This window comes from Piscinibacterium candidicorallinum, from assembly GCF_047549485.1.
GTDB classification, from domain to species: domain Bacteria; phylum Pseudomonadota; class Gammaproteobacteria; order Burkholderiales; family Burkholderiaceae_C; genus Piscinibacterium; species Piscinibacterium candidicorallinum.
In genome coordinates, this window is sequence record NZ_CP180191.1 from 2,950,348 (window position 1) to 2,971,051 (window position 20,704).

Consider the following 20,704-nt stretch of genomic DNA (forward strand, 5'->3'; position numbering starts at 1 on the left):
GATCACCTCTGCTCAAGCTGTGCAACCAGCGCATCCGGAATACGGTGCGTTCGCGCACGGCTCACAAACTGCTGACCCAGCGATGCCGCGAGTGCCGCTGCCACCAGGAAGAACACCGCCTCGAGCGCAAAGACGCTCGCGTAGCCGGCTGCGGCTGAACCCAGCAGCCAGCGGGCAAGGTCGCTGGCCACCGTGCCGGCAAAGCCGCCCAATCCGAAGGCGATGGCCTGGGCCGCGCCCCAAAGGCCCATGCGCGTGCCCTCGCGGCGCTTTGCGTTGGCCCCGGAGGCCGTAGTGCTCGGCCCCGCCGCACTGGCCAGACTCATCATGCTGCCGATCGCGGCGATCGAGAATGCGCCGTTGGCCACCCCGAGGATGAAAACGGTCGCCTTGAACGGCCATGCATCGCCCACGAAGGCCGTCATCACCAGGCCCATCATCGCCAGCGCCGAGGCGATGCACCCGCCCACACACCACGCTTTGAGGGAACCGATCTGTCGGCCTTTGCCGCGCCCCGCAGCCAGGGCCACAAGAAGCATGCCCGCAAGCACGCCGCCGTGCTGGACACCGGACAAGGCGGTCGACTCGCCGGGTGTGAAGCCCAGCACCATGCCGGCGAAGGGCTCAAGGATCAGGTCCTGCGCGCTGTACGCCAGCATCGAGGTGAACACAAACAAGGTGAAGCGCCGCGCCGTCGGGTCAGCCCACACCTCGCGTAGTGCAGCGCGGAAGTCCTCGCGCGAGGCCTCCGGTGCCGCGGCTTGCTGAGCCGGGCGCGCACCTTCGATACCCCACAGAGCAATGCACGAGACCAGCAGCGCCAACACCGACACACCGCCCGACACAGCCAGCAGCCGCGCGCCGGAGTACGGGTCAAGCAGCTTGCCTGCAGTGGCCGCCGTCAGGGCAAAGCCGGCGATCATCATGAGCCACACCACCGTTGCTGCACCGGCCTTGCGCCCCTCGTCCACACGCTTAGCCAGCAGCACGAGCAGCGAGGTGCCGCTCGCACTGACCCCCAGGCCGATGAGCGTGAACGCCAGCACCGCGAGCACAAAGCCCTGTGTACGCGAGCTGGCCATCAGCACGGTGGCGCAGGCCGCAAGAAACCCGCCGAGCGCCAGCACGGCCATGCCGCCGATGATCCAGGGCGTGCGGCGACCGCCGACGTCCGAGCCCCAGCCCATGCGCGGACGGGTCATCTGGACGATGTAGTGCAGGGCCACCAGCAGGCCGGGAATCATGGCGGGCAAGGCGTGTTCCACCACCATCACCCGGTTCAGCGTGGACGTCGTGAGCACGACCACTGCACCCAGGCAAGCCTGCACCAGGCCAAGGCGCACGACGCTGCGCCAACTGAACATCGCACCGCCCTGCAGTGCATGCGCCTCGGCGGCGCCAGTCTGGATCGTGTCTTGCATCGTGCCCTCCATCGCCCCCGCCTGCCTCATGTCGTGCACGCTGCCGCGCCACTCAAACCGCGATTGAACGCAGGGCGAAGGCGCTGACCATCATCCCGCTGACAAACAGAGGCACGCCCAGTGCGCTGTACCAGAGCGCACGCGCGACCGGCGCCGCAATGAAGCGCCGCATCATCAGCACCTGCACCCCCAGCAGCACGCCGACGGCCACGGCGTACCAGGGTGCACCCCAGAACAGCAGCAAACCGATCACGGCCACCTGCGGCACAGCCATCGTGGCGCTCGCCACCTGCGCTGCGCGGTCCACACCCAGGCGCACGGGCAGCGAGCCCACGCCCATGATCCGGTCCCCCGCCACGGACTTGAAGTCGTTCAGCGTCATGATCCCGTGTGCGCCGGCGCTGTAGAGCAGCGCAAGGACCAGCGAGCGCGAATCCGGCAGCACACCGCCCGCCACCACCGCGGCACCCGTGATCCAGGCCAGCCCCTCATAGGACAGGGCGCAGGCGGCGTTACCCCACCAGCCGTTGCGCTTCAGGCGAATCGGCGGTGCGCTGTAGGCCCAGGCCAGCGCCAGCCCGAGCAACGCGGCCAGAAAGGCCCAGGTGCCCAGGACAGAGGCGAGCAGTATCGACAGCAGGGTCCAGGCGATGGCCACATACAGACCCCAGCGGCCCGGCATGCGGCCTGAGGGGATCGGCCGCTTGGGTTCGTTGATGGCATCGACATGTCGGTCAAACCAGTCATTGACCGCCTGACTGGTGGCGCACACGGCCGGCCCGGCGAGCAGAATGCCCAGCACCACGAGCTGCCACTGACCGGCCAGCGGTGCGGCGGAGGCCACCACGCCGCAGGCAAAGGCCCACATCGGCGGAAACCAGGTGACCGGCTTTAGCAACTCGGCAAAGGCGGAAAAGGTGGGGCGCGCCATGAGGTTCATTCTGCGACGCCCCTCAAAGAGCGTCAACTAAAACTTACACATCGGATCGTAAATATGATCTGATGCAAGCTGACGGCTTCGCGACGCAGTGTCGCGCCTGCGGGTGCACGCGCCGCAAGCGTCTAGTGTGAGGACGCCCGGCGGCAGCTTGCACCGATCGACAGGCGCCGCTGCGCCGACGCCGTGTCGCCAAGGAGCGAGCATGTCTGAACTTGACGCACCCCGAACCCCCATGGACGCCCTGCTCGGCGCAAACCGCGCACTCGATTCCGGCAGCCGCGCCGCGCGCCGACCGGTGGCGCTGGTGATCGGCAGCGGCTTCGGCGGGTTGGGTGCCGCCGTGCGCCTGGCCGCCAAGGGCTATGCCGTGCAGGTGCTGGAAAAGCTGGACGCCCCCGGCGGCCGCGCCTACGTACACCAGCGCGAGGGCCATGTCTTCGATGCCGGCCCCACCATCATCACCGTGCCGCAGCTCTTCGAGGAGCTCTGGGCTCTGGCCGGCCGCAAGCTGGCCGATGACATCCAGCTCGTGAATCTCGATCCGTTCTACCGGATCCGCTTCGATGACGGCGAGGTCTTCAACTACAGCGGCGATCCGGACAAGATGCGCGCCGAGGTGCGCCGCGTCAGCCCCGACGATGCCGCGGGCTATGAGCGCTTCATGGCCGAGGCCGATCACTGCTACCGGCTGGGCTTCGAGGCCCTGGGGGCGCACGCCTTCGACACGCTCAAGGATCTCGCCACCGCCTCACCGGCCATCTTCCGCATGCGCGGCTGGCGCAGCCTGCATGGCATGGTGGCCAGCCACATCCGCCATCCCAAGCTGCGCACGGCCCTGTCGCTGCAGTCCCTGCTGATCGGCGGCAACCCGTTTTCGGTCACCTGCATCTACAGCCTGATCAATGCACTCGAGCGGAAATGGGGCGTGCACTGGGCCGTGGGCGGTACGGGGGCGCTGATCAACGGGCTGGTGGGTCTGCTCGAGCGTCTGGGCGGGCAGCTGCAATGCAACGCCGAGGTGCGCCGCATCGAGGTGGAACACGGCCGTGCCACGGGTGTGACCCTGGCCAATGGCGAGCGCATTGCGGCCGATCTGGTGGTGTCCAACGCCGATACCGCCTGGACCTACCGCCACCTGATTGCGCCCGAGCACCGACGGCACTGGAGCAATGCCCGCGTGGAGCGCGGCAAGTACTCCATGAGCCTGTTTGTCTGGTACTTCGGCACGCGCAAGCGCTTTGCGGACGTGCCACACCACATGATGGCGCTCGGCCCGCGCTACAAGGACCTGCTGACAGACATCTTCCGCCGCCACCATCTGGCCGAGGACTTCAGCCTCTACCTGCACCGCCCCACGGCCACCGACCCGAGCATGGCCCCCCCGGGCCACGACACCTTCTACGCCCTTGCGCCGGTGCCGCATCTGGACTGCGGCACCGACTGGCCGCAGTTTGCCGAGACCTACCGCCAGGCAATCCAGCGGCGCCTGGAGGCGACCGTGCTGCCCGGCCTGGGCGAAGCGATCACGACCTCGTTTGTGACCACGCCCCAGGACTTCCACGACCGCCTGCTGTCCTTCAAGGGCGCCGCCTTCGGGCTGGAGCCGCTGCTGACGCAAAGCGCCTGGTTCCGCCCGCACAACCGCAGCGAGGACATCGACGGCCTCTACATGGTGGGCGCCAGCACCCACCCGGGCGCCGGCGTGCCGGGCGTGCTCATGTCCGCCAAGGCGCTGGACAGCGTGGTGCCACCGGCGCGCATCTGGGCGCAGCAGCGCCGTGAGCAGGCCGCCAAGGCAGGTTGACGACGCCCCGATCCGGATAGCGAGATCGGCTTCTGGCGCGGCTTTTCAGAGCAAATTGGCTGAAGAACCTCACCAGACAAGCGGAAAGGAATTCACAAACTGCAGCTCACTGCATGCGTGATGGGCGGTTGGATCGCCTTGTCAGCCCAGAACCTGAAAACGCAGAAGTCCATCTGGTGCGGCTCTCCAGACCAAAATGGCTGGAAACCCGCATGGGACAAGCGGAAAGGTTTGCTGAGCTTTCTGCCCAAGCGCCGTACATCTGCCCGGTCTGCCGCTGATTTGAGTGAACTCAGCGTACGCGCGGCATGCGAAACGGCAGCATCCACTGCACCGCTGTCGACGTCAGGCGCGGCACGTGCAGGGTCTCGTGGATGGAGACCACGCGCTCGCCGAGCAGGCCGGACTCCACCACCGAGCGCGTGTAGAACGGTGTGTCTTCCAGGGTCTGCTGCACGCGGGCGCCAGCCAACGGCTCGGTGCGCATGCTTCGGCCAATGCGCCAGCCGGTGAGCGGCAGCTTCTGGCGCGGCGGCGCCTCGAAGGGCTCGACCTCGCCACAGGTGCCAAAGCGCAGGGCCAGCAGGCGGTCTGCGCCCTGCTTCTGGCGCACGTCGTAGATCACCGCCGTACTGCCGTCGCGCAGGCTCGCGCGGGACCAATCCCAGTCCGCAAAGGGCCTGTGGATCGGCTCGTCGCCCTCATTGCTGTCCAGATAGCCGTGGCCGCTCCAGCACAGATCAGGCGCGTCGAAATCGGCCAGCACCCGCGCAGTCGGCGCGATCGGGCCCCAGCGGTGGCGGCCGGCGTCATCCAGTGCGGCCGTGTAGCTGCACAGCGCACCGGGGTGAACGGTCACGCGCCCCTTCACGCGCTGCATGAAGGGCAGGCTCAACTCATCCATCTCGATCACCAGCGCGTCGCCCGTCCAGTGCAGGCGGCTTGGACCGACGCTGAACTCGCTCGCGCTGCGCTGCACATGGGCGCTGCTGCGCTCGGTCATGGTCCAGCGGCGCACACCGCGGCCGTACAGCGCGACGTTGATGGCGCAGTGGTCTTCCGCTGCAGCCGGTCCGCGGCGCAGGGCCCGCGCGTAGTAGGGCGAGAACACACTGCCTACAAAGGCGATGATGGTCAGCCCGTATTGGCCGTCGTCGCTGAGGGCGTCGACATACCACCAGAGGTAGCCACCCGAGACCACCGGCTGGTCGAATCGAGGTGCTCCATCAGGGCCTCGGCCGCCTGCAGGCCTGACATCGCCGCCATCGGCACGCCCGGCCCCGGATGCACGCTGCCCCCGGCCAGAAATAGCCCCGGCAGCCGGCTCGCCGCGCCAGGGCGCTTGAAGGAGACCATCCATCCATGAGAGGCCCGGCCGTACAGCGCCCCGCCCGTGGCCGGAAACAGCCGGTGGAACTCCCGCGGCGTGACCAGGGTGCTGTTCGCCGGCGTGGGCGAGAGGTCCAGGCCACATCGCCTGAGCTGGGCAAAACGGCTCGCTTCGCATTGGGCGATCTCCGTGTCTGAAAAGGGGTCGGCGTCGGTGCCGGGTTGCGTGTCACCCACCGCGGGCGCATTGACCAGCGCCATCAGTCGCTCAGGGCCACGCTGGCTCGGCGCGCCGTCCAGCCGGTCATGCGCACAGACATAGACCGTGGCTTGCCGTGGCAGTTGCTTGCGCTTGAAGATGTCGGCGAATTCGCTCGCATAGTCGGCATCGAAGAACACGTTGTGCCGCACGAGGTCCGCACCGCGCGTGTCGGCATGCATCAGCCAGGTGAGTGCGGAGAGCGAGCGCTCCGCCGGCTGCGTCGGCGCCACCGCGCGGCGCGCCGCGTCGCCCAGCAGCCCCTCGGCCAGCGCGGCACAGTCACCGTTGAACAGCACCGCGTCAGCCTCAATACGCTCGCCCGTACTCGTCTGCACGCCCATGGCACGGCCGTTGCGCACCAGCACCTGCCTCACCTCGCAGCTGTACTGGAACTTTGCGCCGCGGCTGGCAGCCAGCTGCTCGAAGGCGCGGGCCACGGCATGCATGCCGCCTTCCACGGCCCAGACGCCGTCCATCTCCACCTGGGCGATCAGCATCAGTGTGGCTGGCGCCTGCCAGGGTGAGGCGCCGCAATAGGTGGCATAGCGGCCAAAGAGCTGCTGCAGGCGCGGATCATGGAAGTGCCGCGCAAGCACCCGCCACATCGACATGAAAGGCCCGAGCTGCGCAAGCGTGGCGAGCCCACCGAGACCCAGATCACGCGACAGCCCCAGCAGCGTCGGCCGGGTCGCGCGGATGTAGGGACCTTCCAGCGCGGCGTACACGCGGCGCGCCTCCTCAATGAAGCGCGCAAAGCGCTGCGCCTCCGCGGCCCCGGCAAAGCGGCCGATGGCCTCCTGGGAGCGGGTCGAATCTGCATGGAGGTCCATGACCTGATCGGGCCCCCACCAGTGCCGCGCCAGCACATTGAGCGGCACGGTGCGCAGGACGTCATCCACACAGGTACCGGCGCGCGCAAGGATGGCCTCGAAGATCCAGCGCATGGTGAATACCGTGGGGCCGGCGTCCATGGGCTGCCCGCCTGCGCTGACCTGGCGCATCTTGCCGCCGGGTGCGCCGGCGCGCTCCAGCACCGTCACGCGCACGCCCTGCGCGGCCAGCAGCAGCGCGCTGCTCAGGCCGCCGATGCCGGCGCCAACCACAACAACATGCCGTTCAGCCATAGCGAACCCCTTGCCAGACCCCGTGCATGCTCAGGGGCACAAAACGCATGAACAGGGACTCGCTGAAGAAGCCGTCCTGACGCGCGGAACGGATGGCTTCCAGATGGGCACCGGAGCGCGCATAGGCGTCCATGTCAGCGATGCTGTTCCAGATGCTGAAGGTGGCCTGGCGCAGAAGTGGCGCCTCACCGAGACCCACAGCCAGCAGGCAGCCTTGGGACTGCGCCAGCGCGCGCTCCGAGGGGGGCGAACGCCGCCAGAAAGCCGCGGCGCGCGTGGGGCGAATGGACGCGCGCGTCAGCGCGGCAATCGGGCCGTGCTCGGGCCGATCAGCGGCCGGCTCGAAGCTTGCGCCCGCCCAGCTGCCGCGGCTGGAGAAGGCCCGCAGCTTGCAGACAAAGAATTCCCGGCCGCGGGCTCGATAGGCTGCGAGCCCCGGAGAGTCGCGCAGGAAGTCATCGGCCTGCGCTTCGGTGTCGAAAACGCAGAACACGCCCTGGCGCGTGGTGCTGGGGCGCAGACCGAAGCCGCCGTGATGCCCCGAGCCCATGACCTTGCACAACTTGAGGCCCGGTGCGCGCCGCAGCCCGAAGCGCCCGAACAGGAAGTGGTTGAAGCCCCAGAGGCGATGGCGCCGATCGAGATCGATCAGCACAAGGGTGGCAACCTCCGTGGACACGCACAGCCTCCGTCAGTTTGCCGGAGCAGCAGCTCCGAACACGGCGCACCGAGGCGAGGGCTGCGCGGACGCGAATTACTTGTCGTCCGAACCCAGGTCGCCCAGGCCGTAGCGCCGCAGCTTCACATAGAGGCTCTGCCGGGACAGGCCCAGCATTTCCGCCGCAGAAGCCCGGTTGTCACCAGTCAGCTGCAGCGCTGCCTCGATACACATCTGTTCAATCAGATCCGTCGTTTCACCGACGATGTCCTTCAAGGGCACACGCCCGACCAGCTCCGTCAGCTCCGACACGGACTGGGGCAGAGCACGGCCGGCCCGCGGGTCGGCGCTCAAGCGGCGCCCAACATCGCGAATCACAAAACCCAGGCAGGGCGTCTCGCCGCCCAGAGAAGATGTGGCCGAAATCTCCACCGAGGCGGACGTGCCGTGATGCGCTCGCAGCGTCGTGGCAAACAGGCGCACCGCGCCGTGCTGCTTGAGGTTGGACAGCAAGACGCTCAGATCCACACCCGAACGTCCCAGCCATCGGTCCAGGGACTGGCCCACCACCTGGTCACGCGAGGGCGCTTCCACGAGCTCGACAAACGCCGAGTTGCTGACGATGACCTTGCCGCCAGGATCGGTAACCACGAAGGCGTCCGGCGCGCTCTCCATCAAGCGCATCAACATCGAGCGGCCGCCCGCGTCCGTATTGCCCAGCGCTGCGCTGCTTTGAGCAGCGCTCAGGCGCATCAGGAACACCACGCCGCCTTCCTGACGGAACAGCGATGCCGACAGCAGGACCGTGCGCGATTGCCCGCGGATGCTGACGCTGACCTGCTCCACACGACCGGATACCCGGGCATCGTCGAGCAGGCCTTGCACCACCACGCTGCCCCCCTCGAACCAGTCGAAAAAAGGCTTGCCGACGATGCGCTTGACGGTGTCGCCCAGCAGATTTGCGGCCGCCTGGTTCGCCTCAGAAACACGCAGCGTGTTGCCATCGACCACGAGCACGGCATCCGTCGACTGCTCGAACAGGAGCCGATAGCGGGTCTCCATGTGGCGCAGGCGCAGATAGTCACGCTGCATCGACTGCTGCGCCTCAACCAGACGCTGCTGCAGCGCGGCGAGTGCACGCAGATCGCGGCCGAAGACGACCACGCGCCCTTCCTTGCCGATCTGGATGGCCGAGTACAGCAGCGGAATATCCGCGCCGCGCGGCGAGCTGTGATTGATATGGCGCCACTTGCCGGCGGTCCGCGCAGCGGCATCCTTGAGCAGGGCCTCGACCTTCGGACGGCTTTCGAGAGTCACGGTCTGCACCCAGGCCTGACCCACCCACTTGCGGAAGTCTTCGTGCGGGAGATCATCCGAGGAGATCGAGATGTCCCGGATGATCCCGCTGCCGTCGAGGATCAGTGCAATGTCAGACGCCGTGGCGACCAAGGCTGCAGCGGTTTCTGCATCCAGGCCAGCGAGGGACTGCTTCGGCGCTGAAAAACGGTTCACTGGGGTGACTTCCTGATCGAGCTCTCGATCTTCCCGCTCGCTGACTAGTGGATCAGTTCTCAAGTTTTCCGTCTCGCCTCAACATCGATGCTCTTGCGCCAGCACCCGATCGGCCGCGGCAGACAACGCTGCCCTCGCGTCCGAGCCCATGCAGTCGGCGCCGACCAAGGCGACATACTCCGGGTGATGTGCAAACGCCGCGCCCCCGACCATGACAATGAGCTTCTGGTTTCGGGATGCGCGACGCAGGGCGACGATAGCCGAGGTCAGACCGGCAATCTGGACTTCAGCCCCGACCGAAAGGCCAAGAACGTCAAACCAGCGGGCATGCACCGCCGAGATCAACTCGGCTTGTGTGGGTTCAGTCAGCGTTTCGACAGCCCAGCCGGCTCGGGCAAAGAACTCGCCGAGCATCGAGATGCCGAAGTTGTGCTGCCCCCCGGGCGCAGCGGCCAGCAGGATCTGGCGGCCGTCGATCGCGGGATCGACGTCAGCCGGTGAATCGCTGCGGAACCGTGCACTGAGGTCGAACAGCAGCTTCTGGATCCGCCAAAGACCCAGCGTGACATCGGCAAAGCTGCACGTGTCCGATTCCCACATCGCACCGAGACGCTGGGCGGCCGGCGAGAGTACGTCCAGAAACACCTGCTCGATGGATGCACCCCCGTCGAGCAGTTCATCGACGAGCACCTGCGCACCGGCGTCGTCGTCCTGCAGGATCAGATACGCGAGCTCGTCAATTGCCGCAACGCAGCGACCTTGCTGTCGCGCCTGCTCCTGGGCGATCGGCAGACCAGATCTGCGATTACCAAGCAGTCGCGGGATCAGTTCCGCATGAATCGCCTGCAGCAGGCGCCCGCGATGGCCCCCCGATGAACGCGCCTCGCTGGCGTAGGTCGGCCCGGCGAGGTTGTCTGAGACGGCATCCCGCCCCAGCCAATCCGAGCCTCCGGCGCCGCGGTCCCTTTCAGCGTCGTTATCCGAACGCATGTGCGCACCTCCTCCCTGGAATTGCGACTTGGCGAGCACCTCAGACGCAAGGCCCGAACGCGATGCGTTCAGACCGGGTGGGTGTGCGGGCCAACCGAGCTGGCCAAATGCCGCCCCGCACGCGCTGGGCGCAAGCGGACATGCGGAACCTGTACAAACGTTGTACACGCTTGGCATTTTTCCGTCAAAACAAGTTGACACATTGCCATGCATCCCGGCTCCCGCTGAGCGCAACTGCCCGACATCTCGTCATAGGCGCTAAGTAAATGCTGGTCTGTGCAGAGTGGCTGAGCGGTTTGTCTATGTCAAGCGATAATTACGTCAATCTATGTTGACACTCAGATTCGCTCCGACTAGATTGCATTCGACATCTATTGGCCACGGAGGCCCTGTCAATGCAGGCTCCAAAGACAGTGCGCGAACCTCACATACCGCTCTACACCGCCGCAGAGCGTGCCCGACGCGACGCGACGGCGTGGACGCTGGTGCAGGGTGTGCTGGCTCCGCTGCAGTTCCTGGTGTTCCTGGTAAGTCTGGCACTGGTGCTGCGATTTCTTGCCAACCATGCTGGCGAAGATGCTGCGCTCTGGTCTGTCGTAGTCAAAACCGTCGTGCTGTACGTCATCATGATTACCGGCAGCATCTGGGAACGGGTTGTCTTCGGTCAATATCTGTTTGCGCGCCCTTTTTTCTGGGAAGACGTCGTGAGCATGCTGGTTCTGGCGCTGCACACGGCTTATCTGGCTGCGTGGTGGACGCAAGCGCTGCCGGCGCGCGAACTGCTCTGGCTCGCCCTGGCCGCATATCTCACTTATGTGGTCAATGCTGCACAGTTCGTGCTCAAGCTGCGCGCGGCACGACGTGATGAATCTGTGCGCGCCGTCGCTGCCCCTGAAATGAGCGGTCGCGGGGTAGCCGCATGAGCGACACCGATCCGATCCGCAGCACATCGGCCGCATGCAAGGAGCCCGCGGTCATCCGCGAACGCGGCCAGCACGAAGTCTTCTGCGGCCTGACAGGCATCATCTGGCTGCATCGCAAGATGCAGGATGCGTTCTTTCTTGTCGTCGGCTCACGGACCTGCGCACACCTGCTGCAGTCGGCCGCCGGCGTGATGATCTTCGCGGAGCCAAGGTTTGCCACCGCGATCATCGAAGATCGGGATCTCGCCGGCATCGCCGACGCCAACGACGAACTCGATCGCGTAGTGAACCGGCTGCTGGAACGGCGCCCGGACATCCGCGTGCTATTTCTCGTCGGCTCTTGCCCCTCGGAAGTCATCAAACTCGACCTCGGCCGCGCCGCGCAACGACTTGATGCCCGCCACGCGCGCAAGACACGCGTTCTGGCCTACTCCGGCAGCGGCATCGAGACCACATTTACACAGGGCGAAGACGCATGTCTGGCGGCGCTCGTGCCGGAAATGCCGCACGCGTCCTCGGATGCCAAGCGCCTGCTTGTCGTCGGTAGTCTTGCGGACATTGTCGAAGACCAGTTCAGCAGGCAATTCCAGCAACTTGGCATCGGACAGATCGACTATCTGCCCGGACGACGTGCATCCGAGCTGCCTGCCGTGGGGCCCGGTACGCGCTACCTGCTGGCGCAACCGTTCCTTGCCGAGACGGCACGGCTGCTGGAAGCGCGTGGAGCGCGCCGCATCGCAGCGCCGTTTCCGTTGGGTGAGGAGGGATCAGCACTCTGGTTTGAAGCTGCTGCGCGTGAGTTCGGGGTTCACAGTTCGGTGGCTCGGAACGCACTGCAGGCCGGGAGAGCCCGGGCGCGCGCCGCAGTGGCTCGGCACAAGCCCGCGCTTCAGGGCAAGCGCATCTTCTTCTTTCCGGACTCGCAGCTTGAGATCCCGCTGGCCCGCATGCTCGCCAGGGAGCTTGGCATGCAACTCTGTGAAGTCGGTACGCCATACCTCCACCGGATCCACATGGCCGACGAGCTCACCCTGCTTCCGGAAGGTACGCAGCTGGCCGAAGGCCAGGACGTGGAGCGCCAGCTGGACCGATGCTTTGCCTCCGGCGCGGATCTCGTCGTCTGCGGTCTCGGGCTTGCCAATCCGCTGGAGGCGCGAGGACTCGCGACCAAGTGGTCCATCGAGCTCGTGTTCTCACCCATTCAGGGCTTTGAGCAAGCCGGGGATCTGGCCGAGCTCTTCGCCCGCCCCTTCGTCCGACGTCTCAAGCTGGTCGCGTAGCGGGGCTCAAGCATGCAACTCACACTCTGGACCTACGAAGGACCGACCCACGTCGGCGCGATGCGGGTCGCCACGGCCATGCGTGATGTGCACTACGTTCTGCATGCACCCCAAGGGGACACCTACGCCGATCTGCTATTCACCATGATCGAGCGGCTGCCACGGCGCCCCCCGGTGACCTACACGACCTTCCAGGCACGGGATCTCGGCAAGGACACGGCGCAGCTGTTCAAGCACGCAGCGGCAGAGGCCAATGAGCGCTTCCAGCCAGCCGCGATGCTTGTCGGCGCATCCTGCACTGGCGAACTGATCCAGGACGACCCCGCAGGGCTTGCCGCTGCACTGGGGCTGTCGATCCCGGTTGTGCCACTGGAACTCCCTTCGTACCAGAAGAAGGAGAACTGGGCGGCTGCGGAGACGTTCTATCAGCTGGTTCGTCATCTGGCGCGTGCAGGCTCAACGGGCGATCTGCCCGAAACACCGACGTGCAACATTCTCGGTCCGACGGCCCTCGGCTTCAGGCATCGCGACGATGTCCGCGAGATCGAGAGCCTGCTGCGAAGCATCGGTATTCGAGTCAATGTGATCGCACCACTCGGCGCGTCAGTCGCGGATCTGAGGCGTTTGGGTGAGGCTCACTTCAATGTCGTGCTCTACCCCGAAACGGGTGCGATGGCAGCACAGTGGCTCCAGCGAAATCACAAGCAGCCCTTCACGCGGACAGTACCGATCGGTGTCCGCGCCACGGAGGCGTTTGTGCGCGAGGTAGCGCAGCTCGCGGGGCTGGACGCAGACATCGCACTCCGGCAGGCACAAGCGGCACATCCCGCACGATCCCGTTGGTACAGCCGCTCCGTGGACTCGACCTACCTCACTGGCAAGCGAGTCTTTGTGTTCGGCGACGCGAGCCATGCCGTGGCTGCGGCACGGGTGGCCAGCGAGGAGATGGGATTCAAGGTCGTCGGTCTGGGAACCTACAGCAGGGAGTTTGCCCGCGAAGTGCGCGACGCTGCTGCACAGCACGGCGTTGAGCCCTTAATCACGGATGACTATCTCGAGGTCGAGCAGCAGATCGCCGCCTTGCAGCCCGAATTGGTGCTTGGCACTCAGATGGAACGGCACATTGCCAAGCGCCTCGGCATTCCATGCACGGTGATTTCCGCACCGGTTCACGTTCAGGACTTTCCCGCACGCTACGCCCCTCAAATGGGCTACGAGGGTGCGAATGTGCTTTTCGACACCTGGGTCCACCCACTGATGATGGGCCTGGAGGAGCACCTGCTGCTGATGTTTCGCAGCGACTTCGAATTCAACGACACCGCCCCGGCTTCCCACCTCGGCCATGCAAACGCACAGCGGGAGCCCGAAGGCGCCACCAGCCCGCTCGTACCCGCCACGCGCGAGTCCACCCCTGCCTCGGACCTCGCGGCGGATCCGATTCTGGTCACACAGTGGTCGACCGATGCCGAACGCGAACTGGGCAAGATTCCCTTCTTCGTGCGCGGCAAGGCACGGCGCAACACCGAGCGGTACGCGCAAGAACGCGGCGTGCCTTTGATCACCATCGAGACGCTCTACGATGCCAAAGCCCACTTCAGCCGCTGAGCGCGCACGCGCCGGGCTGCCCGGCGTCCGCGTCGTGATCGTCACGATGGACAGCCACTTGGTCAGCGCGGTGCAGCGCGCACGCAGTCTGCTTTCGCGCCGCCTACCCGGGCTGACGCTCACGATTCACGCCGCGTCCGAGTGGGGCGACAGCCCGGAACAGCTGAAGGCTTGCCTGGACGACATTGCGCGTGGCGACATCGTCATCGCGACCATGCTCTTCATGGAAGACCACTTTCAGCCGGTGCTGGCTGCGCTGCAGGCCCGCCGCGAACACTGTGATGCGATGGTCTGCGCACTCTGTGCATCGGAAGTCATGCGACTGACTCGCATGGGTCGCTTCAGCATGGACCGTGGCATGAGCGGCCCGCTCGCCTTGCTGCGCAAGCTGCGCGGCAAGCCTGACGGTGATCGCAAGCCTCGTTCTGCAGGCGCGCAACAAATGCGCATGCTGCGCCGACTGCCCCAGATCCTGCGCTTCATTCCAGGCACCGCCCAAGACGTGCGGGCCTACTTCATCTGCCTTCAGTACTGGCTGGCAGGTTCGCAGCAGAACGTGGTCAATCTGGTGCATTACCTGGTGGATCGCTACGCCGATGGACCGCGCTACGGATACCGAGGGCTGGCCAAGCCGGAAGCACCAGCCGAGTACCCGGAAGTGGCTCTGTACCACCCGCGGATGCCGGAGCGCTTTTCGGAGTCCATCAGCGCTCTTCCCAAGGTGGCGACCACCGGACAACGCGGCCGGGTGGGTCTGCTACTGATGCGCTCGTATCTGCTTGCCGGCAACACGGCCCACTACGACGGCGTGATCGCAGCGCTTGAGGCGAGGGGTCTTCAGGTGGTGCCGGCGTTCGCCAGCGGTCTCGACGCGCGGCCGGCGATCGAGTCCTACTTCCATGCACCTGGTCAGGCACCCAGTATTGACGCGCTCGTCTCGTTGACCGGCTTCTCGTTGATCGGCGGGCCGGCTTACAACGATGCCAAGACCGCAGAGCAGGTACTCGCTGCGCTGGATGTGCCATATCTCGCAGTCACCCCGGTGGAGTTCCAGAGTCTCGAGCAGTGGGGCGGTTCAGACCGTGGGCTGCTGCCGGTGGAAAGCACCATGATGGTGGCCATTCCGGAGCTCGATGGCTCCACGGGTTCGATGGTGTATGGCGGTCGGCCCGAGGGCGCAGGGCGCAAGTGCACCGGCTGTGAACGTGCATGCAGTTTCGAGAGCAGCGAAGCCGATCACGACATGCAGGTCTGCTCCGAGCGCGCCGATGCGCTTGCCGCGCGGGTGGCGCGGCTTGTCGATCTGCGCCGGTCGCAGCGCGCTGAGCGACGCGTCGCGACGGTGATCTTCAACTTCCCGCCCAATGCCGGCAACACCGGCACGGCGGCCTACCTCGGCGTCTTCGAGTCGCTGTTCAACACGCTCAACGCGCTGAAGCAGGCGGGCTATACCGTTGATGTACCCGAGAGTGTGGACAGCCTGCGGCAACGCGTGATTGACGGGAATGCAGGGCGATATGGCGCGACCGCAAACGTCCATGCCCTGATCCCGGTCGACGATCACGTACGGCGTGAGCGCTGGCTCAAGGATATCGAGGCACAGTGGGGCGCTGCGCCCGGCAGGCAGCAGTCCAACGGGCAGTCCATCTTCGTGCTCGGCGAGCGCTTCGGAAATGTGTTTGTCGGCATTCAGCCTGGGTTTGGATACGAAGGCGACCCGATGCGCCTGCTGTTCGAGCGCGGCTTTGCTCCGACCCATGCCTTCTCGGCGTTCTACCGCTGGATTCGCGAGGACTTTGCAGCCCATGCCGTCCTGCACTTTGGTACACACGGAGCGCTGGAGTTCATGCCAGGCAAGCAGACGGGCCTAACTGCGACATGCTGGCCCGACCGACTGATCGGCGATCTGCCGAACTTCTATCTGTACGCAGCGAACAACCCGTCTGAAGGCGCGATCGCTAAGCGCCGCGCGGCAGCGACTCTGGTGAGCTACCTCACGCCACCGGTGACTCAGGCAGGGCTGTACCGCGACTTGATCGACCTCAAGGCGTCGCTGGATCGATGGCGCTCACTGGGTGAAGACGCCGCCGGTGAGCGCGACGCCCTGGCCGCCTTGATCCAGTCTCAGGCCGCTTTGCTTGAACTGGTGCCCGGCGCCCCGGCGTGGCGCGCGTCCGAACATGGCGCAATCGATGCGCTCACGGATCGTGTACTCGAGCTCGAGTACACGTTGATTCCGCACGGACTGCACGTCGTCGGACGCGTTGCGCCTGAGTCAGAGCGCGATGATCTGCTCGCCGCCTACGCCCAGGGTCAGTGTTCGACACTGGGCAGCGACGCGTGGCGAAACCTGATTCAAAGCGTACGCAGCGCGACCAACCCCACCGGAGTGTCCGCTCGCCTTGCAAACGAAGGGCGACTGGCGCTCGAGGATGCCACAAGGCTGGTGGCTGATCTCGCGAAGATGGACGCGCTGCTGCAAGGCAATCACGAGATCGAAGGCTTGCTGCACGCACTTGACGGTCGCTTTGTTCGGCCCGCGCCGGGCGGCGATCTCCTGCGCTCGGCGGACGTCCTTCCCACAGGACGAAATCTGCATGGATTCGATCCGTTCCGCCTGCCCAGCGCATTTGCCGTACAGGACGGTGCGCGTCAGGCCGAGCGCCTGCTGCAGCGGCATCTGAACGACGGTCATGCGTTTCCGGAATCCGTGGCGATGGTGCTCTGGGGCACCGACAACCTCAAGACCGAAGGCAGTCCGGTCGCGCAGGCCCTTGCACTCATGGGTGCAACACCTCGGTTCGACAGCTACGGGCGCCTGGCAGGTGCCAGCCTGATTCCGCTCGCGCAGCTCGGCCGGCCCCGGATCGACGTGATGATCACGCTGTCCGGCATCTTCCGGGATCTGCTCCCCTTGCAGGTCCGGATGCTGGCCGAAGCCGCGTGGCTGGCTGCTTCAGCCGACGAGCCTGAAGCGCAGAACTTCGTACGCAAGCACGCCCTCGCCTACCAGGCCGAGCATGGCGGTGAACTGGAGACGGCCGCGCTGCGAGTCTTCGGCAATGCCGAAGGCGCGTATGGCGCAAACATCAACATGCTGATCGACAGCAGTGCCTGGGATGGCGAAGACGAGCTCGCCGAGGCCTACACGCGCCGCAAGGGCTTTGCCTATGGCCGTAACGGTCGCCCCGTCAAGCAACCGGTGCTGCTCGACAGCGTGCTGTCCCGGGTGGAACTGGCGTACCAGAACCTGGATTCGATCGAGCTGGGCGTGACCACGATCGACACCTACTTTGACACCCTGGGCGGGGTCAGCCGCGCGGTGCGCCGGGCCAAGCTGAGCGCGGGCATCAGCAGCGGAGAAGCCGCGCCGGTCTACATCGGCGACCAGACCCGCGGCGATGGCGCCGTGCGCACGCTATCTGAACAGGTTGCACTGGAGACCCGCACCAGGATGCTCAACCCCAAGTGGTACGAGGGGATGCTTGAGCACGGCTATGAAGGCGTACGCCAGATCGAGCTGCACATCACCAACACCATGGGTTGGTCTGCCACCACGGGGCAGGTCCAGCCCTGGGTGTATCAGCAGCTGACGCAGACCTTCATGCTTGACCCGGCAATGCGCGAACGACTCGCGCGTCTGAACCCCACCGCCTCGGCCAAGGTTGCGAATCGTCTGCTCGAGGCGTCGGAGCGTCAGTACTGGAAGCCCGAAGCTCATGTACTCGAGGCGCTGCGTCGTGCGGGTGAGGAACTGGAAGACCGAATCGAAGGCGTCTTTGAAGGAAGCACCGCATGACCATGACCCACATCCCCGTGACGGAGATCCAGCGAACGCGTCGCGCCGATGGCGAAGGCAGCGTGCAGGTTCAGCTCGACCCGAGTCTCAAGATTGGCAATGCCAAGGTATTTGCGATCTATGGAAAGGGCGGCATCGGCAAGAGCACGACCTCCAGCAACCTCTCTGTCGCATTCAGCAAGCTGGGCAAGCGTGTGCTGCAGATCGGTTGCGACCCCAAGCATGACTCGACATTCACGCTGACCAAGAAGTTGATGCCCACGGTCATTGACGTGCTGGAGTCCGTCAACTTTCACGCCGAGGAGCTGCGCCCGGAAGACTTCGTCTACGAGGGATACAACGGCGTGATGTGCGTGGAAGCCGGCGGCCCGCCGGCGGGTACCGGCTGCGGTGGGTACGTGGTCGGCCAGACCGTCAAGCTCCTCAAGGAGCACCACCTGCTCGAAGACACGGACGTCGTGATCTTCGACGTGCTCGGCGATGTCGTTTGCGGCGGATTTGCCGCCCCCCTGCAGCACGCGGATCGCGCACTGATCGTGACCGCCAATGATTTCGACTCGATCTTCGCGATGAACCGCATCGTGCAGGCGATCGGTGCGAAGGCCAAGAACTACAACGTCCGGCTCGGGGGCGTGATTGCCAACCGCAGTGCGGCCACGGATCAGATCGACAAGTTCAACGAACGCATCGGCCTGCGCACCATGGCGCGCTTCCCTGATCTCGACGTGATTCGCCGCAGCCGCCTGAAGAAGGCCACCCTCTTCGAGATGGAAGCCTCTCCGGAACTGGAAGCCGTACAGAACGAGTACCTGCGCCTTGCGGCGTCTCTCTGGGTCGGTACCGAGCCGCTCTATGCAGAGCCGATGAAGGATCGCGAGATCTTTGATCTTCTGGGATTCGACTGATCATGCACACGACCTACCAGCAACGCCGCGGCCAGATAGAAACCTATTTCGACCGCACTGCCGCCCAGGCGTGGGAGAGGCTGACGTCCAATGCACCGGTCGGGCGCATCCGACGTACGGTGCGTGCGGGTCGCGACCAGATGCGCGCGACCCTGCTCTCCTGGCTGCCTGCGGACCTGAACGGCATGCGCATCCTGGATGCCGGCTGCGGCACCGGGGCGTTTGCAGTGGAGGCTGCGCGCCGTGGAGCGCGCGTGGTTGCCATCGACCTGTCGCCCACGCTGGTCGCCATTGCTCAGGAACGCATGCCAAGGGATCTCGGCACCGGCAGCATTCAGTTTCTTTCCGGCGACATGCTGAACCCAGGGCTGGGAAGCTTCGACCACGTGGTCGGCATGGACTCGCTGATCCACTACAACGCCGCGGACGCAGTGCGGATCATTCGCTCGCTGGCTGAACGGACAGAGCATTCCATCTGCTTCACATTCGCCCCAAAGACCCCGCTTCTTGCGGTGATGCACTCGGTGGGCAAGCTCTTCCCCAAGGCAGATCGTGCACCATCCATCGAGCCCGTTGGCGAACAGCGTTTGATCCGGTACCTGCGCAGCGAACCGCTGCTGCGGGGCTGGAGCCCAAAGCGCATGGAGCGCATCTCCAGCGGCTTCTACACCAGCCAGGCTCTGGAGCTCGTTCGTCGATGAACAAGACGCGGCGCTTCTCGAATATGTGGCTGCGGATCAGTCCGCGGCTGCTGCCGTTTGCCGATGCGGCAACGGAGGAGTTGCCGCTTGCCCGCTTGCTGCGTCTGTCCCTGTTCCAGGTGTCCGTCGGCATGGCGACCGTACTGCTGATCGGCACGCTCAACCGCGTCATGATCGTCGAGATGGGCATGTCGGCCTGGCTGGTTTCGCTCATGGTCGCCATCCCGCTGGTGTTCGCTCCGTTTCGCGCCATCATCGGCTTCAAGTCCGATACGCATCGCTCCGTACTCGGCTGGCGTCGCGTGCCTTTCATCTGGTTCGGCACGCTGGCGCAGTTCGGCGGGCTGGCCATCATGCCCTTCGCACTCATCATCATGTCGGGTGACACCACCGGGCCCGCCTGGGTTGGCACGGCGGCCGCAGCGCTGGCTTTCCTGCTCACTGGCGCGGGCATGCAGATCACGCAGACTGCGGGTCTGGCGCTGGCCTGCGACCTCGCCCCCAAGGCTGCACGTCCCAGAGTCGTTGCGCTCATGTACGTCATGTTGCTGGTAGGCATGGTGGCCTGCGGGGTGGTGTTCGGTCATCTTCTGGCCAACTTTTCGCAGGTTCGGCTGATCCAGGTGGTGCAGGGCGCAGCAGAGCTCACTCTGTTCCTCAACTTGATTGCCGCATGGAAGCAGGAGCCGCGCGTCCGGGGCCGTGTGTTCACTGAGGCGGAGCTGAGCTTTCGCCAGAGCTGGCAGGTGTTTGCACAGGCCCCCACCGCCATGCGCTTCCTGGTCATGCTCGGCTTGGGTACGGCTGCGTTCAATATGCAGGACATCATCCTCGAACCCTACGGCGGCGAGATTCTCAAGCTGCCCGTCGGCTCGACCACGACCCTCACTGCACTCATGGCCTTTGGCGCGCTGGTTGCCTTTGGGCTTGCGGCGCGGTGGCTGGCGCGGGGCATGGATCCGTACCGCGTGGCGGGCGCTGGCGTGCTGGTTGGGGTGGTGGCGTTTTCTGCAGTGATCTTTGCTGCGCCGACGCAGATGCCCTGGCTGTTCCGGCTGGGTGCGACCCTGATCGGATTCGGTGGCGGCTTGTTCGGCGTGAGCACGCTGACCGCGGCAATGAGTCTTGACGATCGCGGCCTCAATGGCATGGCACTCGGTGCCTGGGGTGCCGTGCAGGCCGCCTGCGCCGGCACGGCCATCGCCGTGGGCGGTGCACTGCGCGATGTTGCATCAACCCTGGCGACACAAGGCGCATTCGGACCGGCTCTGGTCGATCCCGCGACCGGCTACAGCATGGTCTACCACCTTGAAATTGGTTTGTTGTTTGCGACGCTTGTCGCACTCGGTCCGCTCGTTCGCTCCCGGCGTGCGGTCAGATCCACCCCGCAGGACCTCGGCGCAGCCGGGGCCTCGGCCGAGCCACTTGGTACACGACTACAGGCATAGGAG

General features: G+C 65.5%; 15 protein-coding genes. 8 read left to right on the top strand and 7 right to left on the bottom strand.

Features of this window, described 5'->3' with window-relative positions; translation table 11 throughout:
• Window positions 1-2: 2 nt before the first annotated feature.
• Window positions 3-1,421, bottom strand: coding sequence for a BCD family MFS transporter (locus tag ACMDW7_RS13375; protein WP_377303578.1), 1,419 nt, complete (start codon window positions 1,419-1,421; stop codon window positions 3-5).
• 52 nt (window positions 1,422-1,473) lie between these two features.
• A complete protein-coding gene (gene chlG / locus ACMDW7_RS13380) occupies window positions 1,474-2,352 on the bottom strand; it encodes a chlorophyll synthase ChlG (protein WP_377303576.1) in 879 nt (292 codons plus the stop codon).
• Between the two features lie 211 nt (window positions 2,353-2,563).
• On the opposite strand from chlG, the gene ACMDW7_RS13385 reads away from it, so the two are divergent.
• Entirely contained in the window at window positions 2,564-4,165 is a 1,602-nt protein-coding gene (locus ACMDW7_RS13385; protein ID WP_377303574.1) for a phytoene desaturase, read from the top strand.
• 292 nt (window positions 4,166-4,457) lie between these two features.
• Here the strand turns inward: ACMDW7_RS13385 and ACMDW7_RS13390 are convergent, their stop codons facing one another.
• The 5 genes from ACMDW7_RS13390 to ACMDW7_RS13410 all read right to left on the bottom strand — a co-directional run bounded on the left by ACMDW7_RS13390 (window position 4,458) and on the right by ACMDW7_RS13410 (window position 10,079).
• Window positions 4,458-5,366: a carotenoid 1,2-hydratase gene (locus ACMDW7_RS13390; protein WP_377303572.1), complete on the bottom strand. Its 909-nt coding sequence runs from the start codon at window positions 5,364-5,366 to the stop codon at window positions 4,458-4,460.
• Complete coding sequence (crtD, locus tag ACMDW7_RS13395; RefSeq protein WP_377303570.1) at window positions 5,300-6,880, bottom strand: 1-hydroxycarotenoid 3,4-desaturase CrtD; 1,581 nt, start codon at window positions 6,878-6,880, stop codon at window positions 5,300-5,302. Before crtD ends, ACMDW7_RS13390 begins: the two co-directional genes overlap by 67 nt.
• Entirely contained in the window at window positions 6,873-7,559 is a 687-nt protein-coding gene (locus ACMDW7_RS13400; protein ID WP_377303568.1) for a spheroidene monooxygenase, read from the bottom strand. Before ACMDW7_RS13400 ends, crtD begins: the two co-directional genes overlap by 8 nt.
• Before the next feature lie 75 nt (window positions 7,560-7,634).
• Window positions 7,635-9,050, bottom strand: a complete 1,416-nt coding sequence (gene ppsR, locus ACMDW7_RS13405) for a transcriptional regulator PpsR (RefSeq protein ID WP_377303567.1) — start codon at window positions 9,048-9,050, stop codon at window positions 7,635-7,637.
• A gap of 78 nt (window positions 9,051-9,128) precedes the next feature.
• Complete coding sequence (locus tag ACMDW7_RS13410) at window positions 9,129-10,079, bottom strand: B12-binding domain-containing protein (RefSeq protein ID WP_377303565.1); 951 nt, start codon at window positions 10,077-10,079, stop codon at window positions 9,129-9,131.
• A 356-nt stretch (window positions 10,080-10,435) separates the two neighbouring features.
• Between ACMDW7_RS13410 and bchF the strand changes: the two genes are divergently transcribed.
• Genes bchF through ACMDW7_RS13445 form a run of 7 tightly spaced genes read left to right on the top strand, consistent with a single transcriptional unit; the run spans window position 10,436 to window position 20,701 of the window.
• Complete coding sequence (bchF, locus tag ACMDW7_RS13415; protein WP_377303563.1) at window positions 10,436-10,963, top strand: 2-vinyl bacteriochlorophyllide hydratase; 528 nt, start codon at window positions 10,436-10,438, stop codon at window positions 10,961-10,963.
• Window positions 10,960-12,243, top strand: a complete 1,284-nt coding sequence (locus ACMDW7_RS13420; protein ID WP_377303561.1) for a ferredoxin:protochlorophyllide reductase (ATP-dependent) subunit N — start codon at window positions 10,960-10,962, stop codon at window positions 12,241-12,243. The genes bchF and ACMDW7_RS13420 overlap by 4 nt, the downstream gene beginning before the upstream one ends.
• Window positions 12,244-12,255: 12 nt before the next feature.
• Complete coding sequence (bchB, locus tag ACMDW7_RS13425; protein ID WP_377303559.1) at window positions 12,256-13,848, top strand: ferredoxin:protochlorophyllide reductase (ATP-dependent) subunit B; 1,593 nt, start codon at window positions 12,256-12,258, stop codon at window positions 13,846-13,848.
• A complete protein-coding gene (locus ACMDW7_RS13430) occupies window positions 13,823-17,647 on the top strand; it encodes a magnesium chelatase subunit H (RefSeq protein WP_377303557.1) in 3,825 nt (1,274 codons plus the stop codon). The genes bchB and ACMDW7_RS13430 overlap by 26 nt, the downstream gene beginning before the upstream one ends.
• A 2-nt stretch (window positions 17,648-17,649) precedes the next feature.
• Window positions 17,650-18,552, top strand: a complete 903-nt coding sequence (gene bchL, locus ACMDW7_RS13435; RefSeq protein WP_377304268.1) for a ferredoxin:protochlorophyllide reductase (ATP-dependent) iron-sulfur ATP-binding protein — start codon at window positions 17,650-17,652, stop codon at window positions 18,550-18,552.
• A gap of 2 nt (window positions 18,553-18,554) precedes the next feature.
• Window positions 18,555-19,253 (top strand): magnesium protoporphyrin IX methyltransferase, encoded by a 699-nt coding sequence (gene bchM / locus ACMDW7_RS13440; RefSeq protein WP_377303555.1) that lies wholly within the window; start codon window positions 18,555-18,557, stop codon window positions 19,251-19,253.
• Complete coding sequence (locus ACMDW7_RS13445) at window positions 19,250-20,701, top strand: BCD family MFS transporter (RefSeq protein WP_377303553.1); 1,452 nt, start codon at window positions 19,250-19,252, stop codon at window positions 20,699-20,701. The genes bchM and ACMDW7_RS13445 overlap by 4 nt, the downstream gene beginning before the upstream one ends.
• The last annotated feature ends 3 nt before the right edge of the window (window positions 20,702-20,704 follow it).